The 12483-nt window shown below is 69.1% G+C and carries 15 protein-coding genes; 10 read left to right on the top strand and 5 right to left on the bottom strand.

Translation table 11 applies throughout. The features are described from left to right. Nucleotide 1 precedes the first annotated feature (1 nt). From ACFU95_RS08760 to ACFU95_RS08745, 4 genes are all read right to left on the bottom strand, one after another. Nucleotides 2–994, bottom strand: coding sequence for a heme A synthase (locus tag ACFU95_RS08760; RefSeq protein WP_383824335.1), 993 nt, complete (start codon nucleotides 992–994; stop codon nucleotides 2–4). A gap of 74 nt (nucleotides 995–1068) precedes the next feature. Beyond that, a complete protein-coding gene (locus ACFU95_RS08755; protein WP_383823781.1) occupies nucleotides 1069–1785 on the bottom strand; it encodes an ABC transporter permease in 717 nt (238 codons plus the stop codon). Between the two features lie 74 nt (nucleotides 1786–1859). Further along, the gene (locus ACFU95_RS08750; RefSeq protein ID WP_383823778.1) at nucleotides 1860–2783 is read right to left on the bottom strand and encodes an ABC transporter ATP-binding protein; all 924 of its coding nucleotides are present in this window, start codon (nucleotides 2781–2783) and stop codon (nucleotides 1860–1862) included. A 116-nt stretch (nucleotides 2784–2899) separates the two neighbouring features. Then, a complete protein-coding gene (locus tag ACFU95_RS08745) occupies nucleotides 2900–3697 on the bottom strand; it encodes an aminoglycoside N(3)-acetyltransferase (RefSeq protein ID WP_383823775.1) in 798 nt (265 codons plus the stop codon). 161 nt (nucleotides 3698–3858) lie between these two features. Between ACFU95_RS08745 and ACFU95_RS08740 the strand changes: the two genes are divergently transcribed. The 8 genes from ACFU95_RS08740 to ACFU95_RS08705 are packed head-to-tail and all read left to right on the top strand — an operon-like array spanning nucleotide 3859 to nucleotide 10433. Beyond that, nucleotides 3859–4611: a helix-turn-helix transcriptional regulator gene (locus ACFU95_RS08740; RefSeq protein ID WP_383823772.1), complete on the top strand. Its 753-nt coding sequence runs from the start codon at nucleotides 3859–3861 to the stop codon at nucleotides 4609–4611. Next, the gene (gene sufB, locus ACFU95_RS08735) at nucleotides 4608–6032 is read left to right on the top strand and encodes a Fe-S cluster assembly protein SufB (protein WP_383823769.1); all 1425 of its coding nucleotides are present in this window, start codon (nucleotides 4608–4610) and stop codon (nucleotides 6030–6032) included. The genes ACFU95_RS08740 and sufB overlap by 4 nt, the downstream gene beginning before the upstream one ends. Before the next feature lie 60 nt (nucleotides 6033–6092). Next, on the top strand, nucleotides 6093–7274 hold the full coding sequence (sufD, locus tag ACFU95_RS08730) for a Fe-S cluster assembly protein SufD (RefSeq protein WP_383823767.1): 1182 nt from the start codon (nucleotides 6093–6095) through the stop codon (nucleotides 7272–7274). Then, entirely contained in the window at nucleotides 7274–7591 is a 318-nt protein-coding gene (locus ACFU95_RS08725) for a non-heme iron oxygenase ferredoxin subunit (protein ID WP_383823764.1), read from the top strand. Before sufD ends, ACFU95_RS08725 begins: the two co-directional genes overlap by 1 nt. Before the next feature lie 7 nt (nucleotides 7592–7598). After that, nucleotides 7599–8363, top strand: coding sequence for a Fe-S cluster assembly ATPase SufC (gene sufC, locus ACFU95_RS08720; RefSeq protein ID WP_383823762.1), 765 nt, complete (start codon nucleotides 7599–7601; stop codon nucleotides 8361–8363). Continuing rightward, entirely contained in the window at nucleotides 8360–9616 is a 1257-nt protein-coding gene (locus tag ACFU95_RS08715) for a cysteine desulfurase (protein WP_383823760.1), read from the top strand. Before sufC ends, ACFU95_RS08715 begins: the two co-directional genes overlap by 4 nt. Before the next feature lie 20 nt (nucleotides 9617–9636). Beyond that, complete coding sequence (gene sufU / locus ACFU95_RS08710; protein WP_383823757.1) at nucleotides 9637–10104, top strand: Fe-S cluster assembly sulfur transfer protein SufU; 468 nt, start codon at nucleotides 9637–9639, stop codon at nucleotides 10102–10104. After that, nucleotides 10101–10433 (top strand): metal-sulfur cluster assembly factor, encoded by a 333-nt coding sequence (locus tag ACFU95_RS08705; protein WP_028809645.1) that lies wholly within the window; start codon nucleotides 10101–10103, stop codon nucleotides 10431–10433. The genes sufU and ACFU95_RS08705 overlap by 4 nt, the downstream gene beginning before the upstream one ends. Nucleotides 10434–10508: 75 nt before the next feature. Here ACFU95_RS08705 and ACFU95_RS08700 read toward each other — a convergent pair whose 3' ends face one another. After that, entirely contained in the window at nucleotides 10509–11327 is an 819-nt protein-coding gene (locus ACFU95_RS08700; RefSeq protein WP_383823754.1) for an AbfB domain-containing protein, read from the bottom strand. A gap of 240 nt (nucleotides 11328–11567) precedes the next feature. Between ACFU95_RS08700 and ACFU95_RS08695 the strand changes: the two genes are divergently transcribed. Both ACFU95_RS08695 and ACFU95_RS08690 read left to right on the top strand, forming a co-directional pair. Next, nucleotides 11568–11888 carry a DMT family transporter gene (locus ACFU95_RS08695; protein ID WP_383823751.1) on the top strand — a complete coding sequence of 107 codons (321 nt, stop codon included), beginning with the start codon at nucleotides 11568–11570 and terminating at the stop codon, nucleotides 11886–11888. After that, nucleotides 11888–12424 carry a TetR/AcrR family transcriptional regulator gene (locus ACFU95_RS08690; protein ID WP_383823748.1) on the top strand — a complete coding sequence of 179 codons (537 nt, stop codon included), beginning with the start codon at nucleotides 11888–11890 and terminating at the stop codon, nucleotides 12422–12424. Before ACFU95_RS08695 ends, ACFU95_RS08690 begins: the two co-directional genes overlap by 1 nt. The last annotated feature ends 59 nt before the right edge of the window (nucleotides 12425–12483 follow it).

The raw sequence follows: 12483 nt of genomic DNA, 5'->3' as shown, positions 1-12483 counted from the left end.
CTCACGCGCGCGTGCCGACCGTCGCCCCGGCCGCCGGGGCCGGGATCCCCGCCTCGTCGAACGACCGTTCCCGCAGGGCCAGCAGCACACGCAGTACCGCGATCCACGTCACGGCCGAGCCGAACATGTGCAGGCCGACCAGGATCTCCGGGAGGTCCGTGAAGTACTGGACGTAACCGATGACGCCCTGGGCGAGGAGGATCAGGAACAGGTCGCGGGTGCGGTTCAGGGGACCCTTCGGGGCGTCGACCGCCTTGAGGACGAACCACAGGGCGAACGTCAGCGTGACCACGATCCAGGCCAGCACGGCATGCAGCTTGGTGACGGTCTCCCAGTCGACCGGCATCCGCTCGACCTCACTGGAGTCACCCGCGTGCGGGCCCGCGCCGGTGACCACCGTGCCGACCAGGATCAGCAGCACCGAGGCGCCGACCAGCACCCACACCAGCTGCTGCACCGCCTTGCCGACCAGCGGTCGCGGCGCCGAGTCGCCCTCCCGGGTGCGCTGCCACATCACCGTGGCGACCGCGATGAGGGCGGATGTCGCCACGAAGTGGGCCGCGACCGTGTACGGGTTGAGGCCGACCAGGACGACGATGCCGCCGAGCACCGCGTTGCTCATCACGATCCAGAACTGCGCCCAGCCCAGGCGGGTGACGTCACGCCGGTACGGCTTCGTGGCACGCGCGGCGATGATCGCCCAGCCGACCGCCGCGCACAGCACGTACGTCAGCATGCGGTTGCCGAACTCGATGGCGCCGTGCAGGCCCATCTCGCGGGTGGCGGTGAGCGAGTCGTCGGTGCACTTGGGCCAGGTCGGGCAGCCGAGCCCGGACCCGGTGAGCCGCACCGCACCGCCGGTGACCACGATGAGCACCGCCATCACGAGCGCGGCGAGGGCCGCCCGTTGGACCGTTCTCGGGGTGGGGGTCCAGCGTGCGGCGATGAAGGCGAGGGGGTTGCGCACGGCCGCTACGGCGTCGGCGCGGGTCAGCTTTGGCACGCGCCCTATCGTAGGCGGCCGCTTGTGCACGCTTTCACGAGGGTCCCGCTCGCCCGTCGCCCGGGCTACTCCCAGCGGAACCAGCGTCCGGCCGCCGACAGTCCGAGCACCGCCCACACGGCCAGGATCCCCAGGTCGCCCCAGGGCATCGCGGCCCCGTGCTGGAGCACGTCGCGCAGTCCGTCGGAGAGCGCCGAGACGGGGAGCAGGCCGAGCACGTCCTGGGCCCCGGGCGGGAACTTCTCCAGCGGCACGATCACCCCGCCGCCCACGAGCAGCAGCAGGAAGACGAGGTTGGCGGCCGCGAGCGTCGCCTCCGCCTTGAGCGTGCCGGCCATCAGCAGGCCGAGCCCGGAGAACGCGGCCGTCCCGAGGACCAGCAGAAGCAGGACCGCCGCCGGGTTTCCGTGCGGTGACCAGCCCAGCGCGAAGGCGATCACCGTCAGCAGAACGATCTGGAGGACCTCGGTGACCAGCACCGAGACCGTCTTCGCCGTCATCAGGCCCCAGCGGGGCAGCGGCGAGGAGGCCAGCCGCTTCAGCACGCCGTACCGGCGTTCGAAGCCCGTGGCGATCGCCTGCCCCGTGAACGCCGTCGACATCACGGCGAGCGCGAGGATGCCCGGGGCGAGGAAGTCGACGGCCTCGCCGGCGCCCGTGTCGACGATGTCCACCGAGCTGAAGAGGACCAGCAGCAGGGTGGGGATGACGACCGTCAGGAGCAGCTGCTCGCCGTTGCGCAGCAGCATCTTCGTCTCGAGTGCGGCCTGGGCCGCGATCATGCGGGGGAGGGGGGCGGCCCCCGGCTTCGGAACGTACGTACCCGTATCGCTACCTGTACCTGTGCCGACGGCGGTCACGAGCGCAGCTCCTTACCGGTGAGCTCCAAGAAGACGTCTTCCAGGGTGTGCCGCTCGACCGAGATCTTCTCCGGCATCACCCCGTGCTGCGCGCACCACGACGTGACCGTCGCGAGCAGCTGCGGGTCGACCTTGCCGACGACCCGGTACGAGCCCGGCGTCAGCTCCGCGGCCGTGCAGTCGGCGGGCAGGGCCTTCAGCAGGGAGCCCACGTCCAGGCCGGGGCGGCCGGTGAAGCGGAGGGTGTTCTCGGCGCCGCCCCGGCACAGCTCCTCCGGGGAGCCCTGGGCGATGACCCGGCCGGCGTCGATGATCGTGACGTCGTCGGCGAGCTGCTCGGCCTCGTCCATGTAGTGAGTGGTGAGGATCACGGAGACGCCGTCGGCGCGCAGGTCCCGGATCAGGTCCCAGGTGGCGCGGCGGGCCTGCGGATCGAGCCCGGCGGTCGGCTCGTCGAGGAACACCAGCTCCGGACGGCCGATCACGGCCATGGCGAGCGCCAGCCGCTGCTGCTGGCCGCCGGAGAGCCGGCGGTAGGCGGTCCGGCCGCAGCTGCCCAGCCCGAGCCGCTCGACAAGGGCGTCGACGTCCAGGGGATGCGCGTGCAGCTTGGCGACATGGCGCAGCATCTCGTCGGCCCGCGCGCCCGAGTAGACGCCGCCGGACTGGAGCATCACGCCGATGCGGGGCCGCAGCTCGCCGGACTGTCTCACCGGGTCCAGGCCCAGCACGCGCACCGTGCCGGAGTCCGGCTTGCGGTATCCCTCGCAGGTCTCGACGGTCGTCGTCTTGCCCGCGCCGTTGGGTCCGAGTACGGCGGTGACACCGGCCCGGGCCACCAGGTCGAGGCCGTCCACCGCGGTTTTGCCGCCGTACCGCTTCACCAGGGCCTGGACCTGGAGCACGGGCTCAGTTCGCATGGCTCCAGAGTCTAGGTTCGTGGCAGGTGACCCGAACGGCCGGGTGCGCATCTCCCACACGGCCGAGTGCACATCACTCCATGGGGTTCGGTTCCGCTCTCATGGCGCCGTCGGGTTCAGATCTCCTCCGCGCGGGGCCGGTGTATCTCCAGCCACCGCACCGCGTACGCCACCGCGTCCGTGACCGGGAACAGCCGTGCGTCGGCCGCGCCCACCTTCCCGCGTACGACGGGGCGGTCCCGTTCGAAGTCGTGCCCCAGCTCGTCGAACCGCTCCGAGGTGATCGACGTCTCGGTCACCACCTCCCAGCCGGTGGGCCCCGGCCGCCCCACCTTCACCAGCGGCGTCGGGATCCGGTACTCGGCGAGATGGAAGCTGGTACACGCGTCGTAACCGGCGCCGAGCAGCAGCACGCGCGCGTGGGACTCCTCCAGCCGGGCCAGCGGGCTGCGCTCGCCGAGCCGGCAGTCCGGGTCATGTCCCTCGACGATCCGCTCCGCGCGCGGGCCGACGGCGGCGAACGACGTCTGGGGATGAGCGCTGCGCAGGGCGCCCGGCCAGGTCCGTACGGTCTCCGCGACGACGCCGACCCCGCGCGTGGGCGTGATCAGAGGGTCGTAGGCGGGCATCGTCGCCCGAATGGTCTCCCACCACTCCTCGGGCACCGGAGGGTTGCCCCACACCACCGGGTCCGAGAGGTCTCCGGTCTGGGTGGGGACCACCAGTGTGCCGTTGGGGCCGAGCGCGTCGAGCAGGCTCTGAACGACCGCGACGGCGCCTCCGCAGACCCAGCCGAGCGAACTGAGCGAGGAGTGCACGAGGAGGGTTTCACCGCTTTGGACGCCGAGCTCGCGCAGATGTGCGCGGAGGGTGTCCCGGGTGACAAGAGGGCCGGTCGGAGGGGGTGTCGACATGCTTCCGGAGTGTCCCGCAGGGCGCCTCGCGGCGCCACCGATTTGATCGATCAGTGATCATTTCCGCAGGTCAGATTAGGTATACCTAAGTGACGCAGGGCACCGTCGAGGTGCCCGGGCGCGGCTTGCCTGGCTTTGAGGAATTACGCAACAATGGCGTTGTGAAAAACGTCGGCGAGGCTCGGGAGACCCCCATGGGGGCCCCTCAGGAGGAGCTCGCGACCGGAGAGCGCTCGACGCGCAACCGGGTCGCGCGGTCCATCCTGGACCACGGGCCGTCGACCGTCGCGGAGCTGGCCGGCCGGCTGGGACTGACCCAGGCCGCCGTCCGCAGGCATCTGGACGCGCTGGTCGCGGACGATGTCGTGGAGGCCCGGGAGCAACGGGTGTACGGCACGCGCACGCGTGGCCGTCCCGCCAAGGTCTTCGCGCTCACCGACTGCGGCCGCGACGCCTTCGACCAGTCGTACGACAAGCTCGCCGCGGACGCCCTGAAGTGGATCGCCGAGCGCGAGGGCGGGCAGGAGGCGGTCGTCGCCTTCGCCCGCGCCCGCATCGCCGCCCAGGCGAGCGCGTACCGCAAGGCGATCGAGGCCGTCAGCCCGGATGAGCGCACCGAAGCGCTGGCCAAGGCCCTGAGCGTGGACGGGTACGCTGCTACGGCGCGCAGCGCACCCCTCCCTCAAAAAGGCGAGCAGCTCTGCCAGCACCACTGCCCGGTCGCCCATGTGGCGGAGCAGTTCCCCCAGCTGTGCGAGGCGGAGACGGAGATCTTCGCGGAGCTGCTCGGAACGCACGTCCAGAGACTGGCGACCATCGCGCACGGCGACGGCGTCTGCACGACGTTCATCCCGAAGATTTCCCAGAACACCGATAACGCATCCGCAAGCACGGCCGGGAGGAACCCCGCATGACTCTCCCCATCGAGGAGACTGCCCACCCTGAGCTCGAGGGTCTGGGTAAGTACGAATACGGCTGGGCCGACTCCGACGAAGCCGGCGCCTCTGCGAAGCGCGGTCTGAGCGAGGATGTCGTCAAGGACATCTCCGCGAAGAAGTCCGAGCCGGAGTGGATGACCAAGCTTCGCCTCAAGGGTCTGCGCCTGTTCGACAAGAAGCCCATGCCGAACTGGGGCTCGGACCTCTCCGGCATCGACTTCGACAACATCAAGTACTTCGTACGCTCCACGGAGAAGCAGGCGGAATCCTGGGAGGACCTGCCCGAGGACATCAAGAACACGTACGACAAGCTCGGCATCCCCGAGGCGGAGAAGCAGCGCCTCGTCGCCGGTGTCGCGGCCCAGTACGAGTCCGAGGTCGTCTACCACCAGATCCGCGAGGACCTGGAGGAGCAGGGCGTCATCTTCCTCGACACCGACACCGCGCTGAAGGAGCACCCGGAGCTCTTCAAGGAGTACTTCGGCACCGTCATCCCGGTCGGCGACAACAAGTTCGCGTCGCTGAACACCGCGGTGTGGTCGGGCGGTTCCTTCATCTACGTGCCGAAGGGCGTGCACGTCGAGATCCCGCTCCAGGCCTACTTCCGTATCAACACGGAGAACATGGGCCAGTTCGAGCGGACGCTGATCATCGTCGACGAGGACGCCTACGTCCACTACGTCGAGGGTTGCACCGCCCCGATCTACAAGTCGGACTCCCTGCACTCCGCGGTCGTCGAGATCATCGTGAAGAAGGGTGCCCGCTGCCGTTACACGACCATCCAGAACTGGTCGAACAACGTCTACAACCTGGTCACCAAGCGCGCCGTCGCCTACGAGGGCGCGACCATGGAGTGGATCGACGGCAACATCGGCTCCAAGGTGACGATGAAGTACCCGGCCGTCTACCTGATGGGCGAGCACGCCAAGGGCGAGACCCTGTCGATCGCCTTCGCGGGCGAGGGGCAGCACCAGGACGCCGGCTCCAAGATGGTCCACATGGCGCCGAACACCTCCTCCAACATCGTCTCGAAGTCCGTGGCGCGCGGTGGCGGTCGCACGTCCTACCGCGGTCTCGTCGAGATCGGCGAGGGCGCCGCCGGATCCAAGTCGAACGTGCTGTGCGACGCGCTGCTCGTCGACACCATCTCCCGCTCCGACACGTACCCCTATGTGGACGTCCGTGAGGACGACGTGTCCATGGGCCACGAGGCCACCGTCTCCAAGGTCTCCGAGGACCAGCTCTTCTACCTGATGAGCCGCGGTCTGAGCGAGTTCGAGGCGATGGCGATGATCGTGCGCGGCTTCGTCGAGCCCATCGCGAAGGAGCTGCCCATGGAGTACGCCCTCGAGCTCAACCGGCTGATCGAGCTGCAGATGGAAGGCGCGGTCGGTTAAGACCGCCCTTCGAGAAGCAGCTAGCGAAATCTGACGTAGGAAGAGAGCAGACCGACAGCCATGGCTGAGGCTCAGAACATCCCCGTGGGGTCCACCACCGCGGGCCAGATCGCGGTGGCCGCCGAGTCGACCGTCGCCACGCGCATGAGCGCGCCCCCGTCCTTCGACGTCGCGGACTTCCCGGTCCCGCACGGTCGCGAGGAGGAGTGGCGGTTCACCCCGCTGGAGCGCCTGCGCGGGCTGCACGACGGCACCGCCGTCGCAGGCGGCACCGGCGTGAAGGTGGACGTCCAGGCCCCCGAGGGCGTCACCGTCGAGGCCGTCGGCCGCGACGACGCCCGGATCGGCAGGGCGGGCACCCCGGTGGACCGCGTCGCCGCCCAGGCGTACTCGGCGTTCGAGAAGGCCGGCGTGGTCACCGTCCCCAAGGAGACGGTGCTCACCGAGCCGATCCGCATCGCCGTGCACGGTGAGGGCGGGGTGGCCTACGGCCACCAGGTCATCGAGCTGAAGGCCTTCGCCGAGGCCGTCGTCGTCATCGACCACAGCGGTGACGCGGTGCTCGCCGCCAACGTCGACTACATCCTGGGCGACGGCGCCAAGCTGACCGTCGTCTCCGTCCAGGACTGGGACGACAAGGCCGTGCACGTGGCCCAGCACAACGCCCTCATCGGGCGCGACGCCAGCTTCAAGTCGGTCGTGGTGACCTTCGGCGGCGACGTCGTACGGCTGCACCCGCGCGTCTCCTACGCCGGTACCGGCGGCGAGGCCGAGCTGTTCGGGCTGTACTTCACGGACGCCGGTCAGCACCAGGAGCACCGCCTCCTGGTCGACCACAACGTCCCGCACTGCAAGTCCAACGTCGTCTACAAGGGCGCGCTGCAGGGCGAGGCCGCCCACGCGGTGTGGATCGGCGACGTCCTCATCGAGGCCAAGGCCGAGGGCACGGACACCTACGAGATGAACCGCAACCTGGTTCTGACCGACGGTGCCCGCGTCGACTCCGTGCCGAACCTCGAGATCGAGACCGGCGAGATCGTCGGCGCCGGCCACGCCTCCGCGACCGGCCGCTTCGACGACGAGCAGCTCTTCTACCTGATGGCCCGCGGCATCCCGGCCGACGAGGCCCGTCGCCTGGTGGTGCGCGGCTTCTTCGCCGAGCTCGTCCAGCAGATCGGCGTCGATGACATCGAAGAGCGACTCCTCGTGAAGATCGACGAGGAGCTGGAGGCCACGGTCTGATGGCTTTCGTACGCGCCTGTGGGCTGAGCGAGCTGGAGGAGGACACCCCGAAGCGGGTGGAACTCGACGGCACGCCGGTCTCGGTCGTGCAGACCGAGGGGGAGGTGTTCGCGATCCACGACATCTGCTCGCACGCGAACGTCTCGCTCTCCGAGGGCGAGGTGGAGGACTGCCAGATCGAGTGCTGGCTGCACGGATCCGCGTTCGACCTGCGCACCGGCAAGCCGTCCGGCCTCCCCGCGACGCGCCCCGTCCCCGTATACCCCGTAAAGATCGAAGGGGACGACGTGCTCGTCTCCCTCAACCAGGAGTCCTGAGGCACCCATGGCAACGCTTGAAATCCGCGACCTGCACGTCACCGTCGAGGCCGACAACGCCACGAAGGAAATCCTCAAGGGCGTCGACCTCACCGTGAAGCAGGGCGAGACGCACGCCATCATGGGCCCCAACGGCTCGGGCAAGTCGACTCTCGCCTACTCCCTGGCGGGTCACCCGAAGTACACGATCACCGGCGGCACCGTCACCCTCGACGGCGAGGACGTCCTGGAGATGTCCGTCGACGAGCGCGCCCGCGCGGGCCTGTTCCTGGCGATGCAGTACCCGGTCGAGGTCCCCGGCGTCTCGGTCTCCAACTTCCTGCGCACCTCCGCCACCGCGATCCGCGGCGAGGCCCCCAAGCTGCGTACCTGGGTGAAGGAGGTCAAGGAGACCATGGAGCGCCTCTCCATGGACCCGTCCTTCGCCGAGCGCAACGTCAACGAGGGCTTCTCCGGCGGCGAGAAGAAGCGCCACGAGATCCTTCAGCTGGAGCTGCTCAAGCCGAAGATCGCGATCCTCGACGAGACCGACTCCGGCCTGGACGTCGACGCCCTGCGCGTCGTCTCCGAGGGCGTGAACCGGGTCCGTGAGACCGGTGAGGTCGGCACCCTGCTGATCACGCACTACACGCGCATCCTGCGCTACATCAAGCCCGACCACGTGCACGTGTTCGCGAACGGCCGTATCGCCGAGTCCGGCGGCGCGGAGCTCGCGGACCAGCTCGAGGCCGAGGGCTACGACAAGTACGTGAAGGGTGGCGCATCCGCGTGACACAGCTGCCGGGCCTCCTCGACACCGAGGCGCTCCGCAAGGACTTCCCGATCCTGGACCGCGTCGTCCACGGCGACAAGAAGCTCGTGTACCTGGACAACGCGGCGACCTCGCAGACGCCGCGCCAGGTGCTCGACGTGCTCTCCGAGTACTACGAGCAGCACAACGCCAACGTCCACCGCGGCGTGCACGTCCTCGCCGAGGAGGCCACGGCGCTGTACGAGGGCGCGCGCGACAAGGTCGCGGAGTTCATCAACGCGCCCTCGCGCGACGAGGTGATCTTCACCAAGAACGCCTCCGAGTCGCTCAACCTCGTGGCCAACATGCTGGGCTGGGCCGACGAGCCCTACCGGGTGGACCACGAGACCGAGATCGTCATCACGGAGATGGAGCACCACTCCAACATCGTGCCGTGGCAGCTGCTCGCGCAGCGCACGGGCGCGAAGCTGAAGTGGTTCGGTCTCACCGACGACGGCCGCCTCGACCTGTCCAACATCGACGAGATCATCACGGAGAAGACGAAGATCGTCTCCTTCGTGCTGGTGTCGAACATCCTGGGCACCCTCAACCCGGTCGAGGCGATAGTGCGCCGCGCACAGGAGGTCGGTGCGCTGGTCTGCATCGACGCCTCGCAGGCGGCGCCGCACATGCCGATGGACGTGCAGTCGCTCCAGGCCGACTTCGTGGCCTTCACCGGCCACAAGATGTGCGGCCCGACCGGCATCGGCGTCCTCTGGGGCCGCCAGGAGCTGCTGGAGGACCTGCCCCCGTTCCTCGGCGGCGGCGAGATGATCGAGACCGTGTCGATGCACTCGTCGACGTACGCTCCGGCCCCGCACAAGTTCGAGGCGGGCACGCCGCCGGTCTCGCAGGCGGTCGGCCTGGGCGCGGCGATCGACTATCTCAACTCGATCGGCATGGACAAGATCCTCGCCCATGAGCACGCGCTCACCGAGTACGCGGTGAAGCGGCTCGGGGAGGTCCCCGACCTGCGGATCATCGGCCCGACGACGGCCGAGGACCGCGGAGCCGCGATCTCCTTCACGCTCGGCGACATCCACCCGCACGACGTGGGCCAGGTCCTCGACGAGCAGGGCATCGCGGTCCGGGTCGGCCACCACTGCGCCCGCCCGGTCTGCCTGCGCTACGGAATTCCTGCGACCACACGAGCGTCGTTCTATCTGTACTCCACGCCGACCGAGATCGATGCTCTGGTGGACGGCCTGGAGCACGTACGGAACTTCTTCGGCTGACGGGACGGGACGAGCGACGCATGAAGCTGGATTCGATGTACCAGGAAGTCATCCTGGACCACTACAAGCACCCGCACGGGCGGGGCTTGCGGGATGGCGACGCCGAGGTGCACCACGTGAACCCGACGTGCGGCGACGAGATCACCCTGCGCGTGAAGTACGACGGTACGAAGATCGAGGACGTCTCGTACGAGGGCCAGGGCTGTTCCATCAGCCAGGCGAGCGCGTCCGTGCTGAACGATCTCCTCGTCGGCAAGGACCTCTCCGACGCGCAGAAGATCCAGGAGACCTTCCTGGAGCTGATGCAGTCCAAGGGGAAGATCGAGCCCGACGACGCCATGGAGGAGGTCCTGGAGGACGCGGTCGCGTTCGCCGGGGTCTCCAAGTACCCGGCCCGGGTCAAGTGCGCCCTCCTGAGCTGGATGGCGTGGAAGGACGCGACGGCCCAGGTGCTGGGCGGAGCCGACGCCGAAAGGAAGACGGCATGAGCGAGACCGTTGAGATGAAGCCGGCCTCGGAGGAAGAGGTCCGTGAGGCGCTGTACGACGTGGTCGACCCCGAGCTGGGCATCGACGTCGTCAACCTCGGCCTGATCTACGGCATCCACATCGACGACGCGAACATCGCGACGCTCGACATGACCCTGACCTCGGCGGCCTGCCCGCTGACGGACGTCATCGAGGACCAGGCCAAGTCCGCCACGGACGGTCTCGTCAGCGAGCTGCGCATCAACTGGGTGTGGATGCCGCCGTGGGGTCCGGACAAGATCACGGACGATGGCCGGGAGCAGCTTCGGGCGCTCGGGTTCAACGTCTGAGAATCCCGGTTCGCCGGGACTTCGAGGCTTGCGGAAATGCGGCGGCACCTTCGGGGTGCCGCCGCTTTCCCGTGCTCAGGCCAGCCCGCCCACCAGATGGAACGACGAGTCCGCCAGGTACAGGGAGCTGTACTCGAAGCGTTCGAGGCGGACGACGAAGTTCCTGTGGCGCAGGAAGTAGCCCGGGTAGTTCACCGACTCCAGCATGATCGCGCCGGAGTAGGAGGAACCGCGGGGACAGAAGGTGGCGTCCCGTCCGAACTGGGAGGAGCCGTCGCGGGGTTCGGCGCGCAGGACGAAGTTGCGGTGGCGGAGGTAGCTGCCGTCGCGGGTGGTGAAGGAGTAACAGGAGCCGTCGGCCAGGCCCTTGACCTGCTTGAAGGTGGAGTCCTCGCGGGATTCCGAGCCGCGGACCGGGTCCAGGGCCACGTAGTCGCCGCTCACGTGCCAGTAGTGGTCCGGGTAGTTGACCGAGCGGACGGATCGCCATGTGACGGCCGGGGGCTTCGGGGCGGGTGGTGAACTCGCCTCGTGGGAGGGCGACTTGGACGGCTCCGGCGCGGGTTTGGGCGTGCCGGCGCCCTGCTGGCTGGGCGCCCTGGTCGTCGCCTCGTCCGTCGCCAGGCCGCTCTTGCCCTTCGGGGGAGTCTCCGACGGGGTGGCGAAGGAGATCAGGCCGGGGATCGAGGCGTTGTCGTCGGCCGGCGCCGAACGTGACCGCTCGTCAGGTGCCCGCTCCGTCACGACGATGGCCGTGGCGCACGCGACGATCGTCGCCACCGCCATCGTGCCCGCCAGCCACAGACGGCGCGTCCCCGGTGCCCGGGAGGTGTCCGGGGCCCAGCCGTTCTCCCAAGGTTGGTCCTGAGGCGGCCGGGGCTTGATTTCTGGCATGCGCTGTTCCTCCAGCGACGTCACGCGACAGCAGCCGCGGCTGCGAAGGCCCGGTATGTGAACGGTAAAACACTAGTGGGTACAGGGGTGTTGGAGTAGCTGTTCGGAAAGAGCCGTATCCACTGTTCGGAGCGAGCCGTCTCCGCGTCGCTGTCCCGGTGGCCGCGACGGCCGCGCCCACCCAGGCCACCGGAACACCCCTGTGTACAGCCGTACGCAACGTTGTGTACGCTCGTACACATGGGATACCTGCTGCTCGCCGGAGCCATAGCGGCCGAGGTGGCCGCCACGACCGCCATGAAGTACAGCGACGGTTTCAGCAGGCTGTGGCCGTCCCTGCTGACCGCCCTCGGATACCTGGTCTCCTTCACGCTGCTCGCCCAGACGCTGAAGTCCGTCTCCATGGGCACGGCCTACGCGATCTGGGCCGGCGTCGGTACCGCGGCCATCGCCACCATCGGGATCCTGTTCCTGGGGGAGGGGATGACGACCGTCAAGGCCGCCGGCATCGCGTTGATCATCGTCGGAGTGGTCGTGCTGAACCTGGGCGGTGCGCACTGATGGCCCGGCGCTACGACCCCGAGCGACGTCAGCGGATCATCGACGCGGCCATCCGGGTGGTGGGGGAGAAGGGCATCGCCGGGCTGAGCCACCGCACCGTGGCCGCCGAGGCCGATGTGCCGCTCGGCTCCACGACGTACCACTTCAAGACCCTCGACGACCTGCTCGTGGCCGCCCTGCGCCAGGCGAACGAGGGCTTCGCCAAGGTGATCGCCTCCCGCGGCGCACTGGAGGACCCGCACACCGACCTGGCCGCCGAGCTGGCCGGCTGGATGGGCGAGTGGCTCGCGGGCGACCGCACCGGCGTGGAGCTGGAGTACGAGCTGTACCTCGCCGCCCTGCGCCGGCCCGCCCTGCGCCCGGTCGCCGCCGAGTGGGCGCGGGACCTCGCCGACCGGCTGGCCCGCCGCACGGACGCGGTCACGGCACGGGCGCTGGTGGCGCTGCTGGACGGGATCTGTCTTCAGGTGCTGCTCACCGAGGTCCCGTACGACGAGGGGTATGCGCGCGAGGTGCTGCGGCGGGTGATCCCCTGAACCCGGGGGAGCCCGGGAAGCCCGGGGAGCCCGGCCGGGCCCCTTTGAGGTCCGCGACC

This window comes from Streptomyces sp. NPDC057623, assembly GCF_042800355.1.
GTDB lineage: Bacteria > Actinomycetota > Actinomycetes > Streptomycetales > Streptomycetaceae > Streptomyces.
The sequence above is the reverse complement of the archived record's forward strand: the minus strand, read 5'-3'. Positions and strand labels throughout refer to the sequence as shown.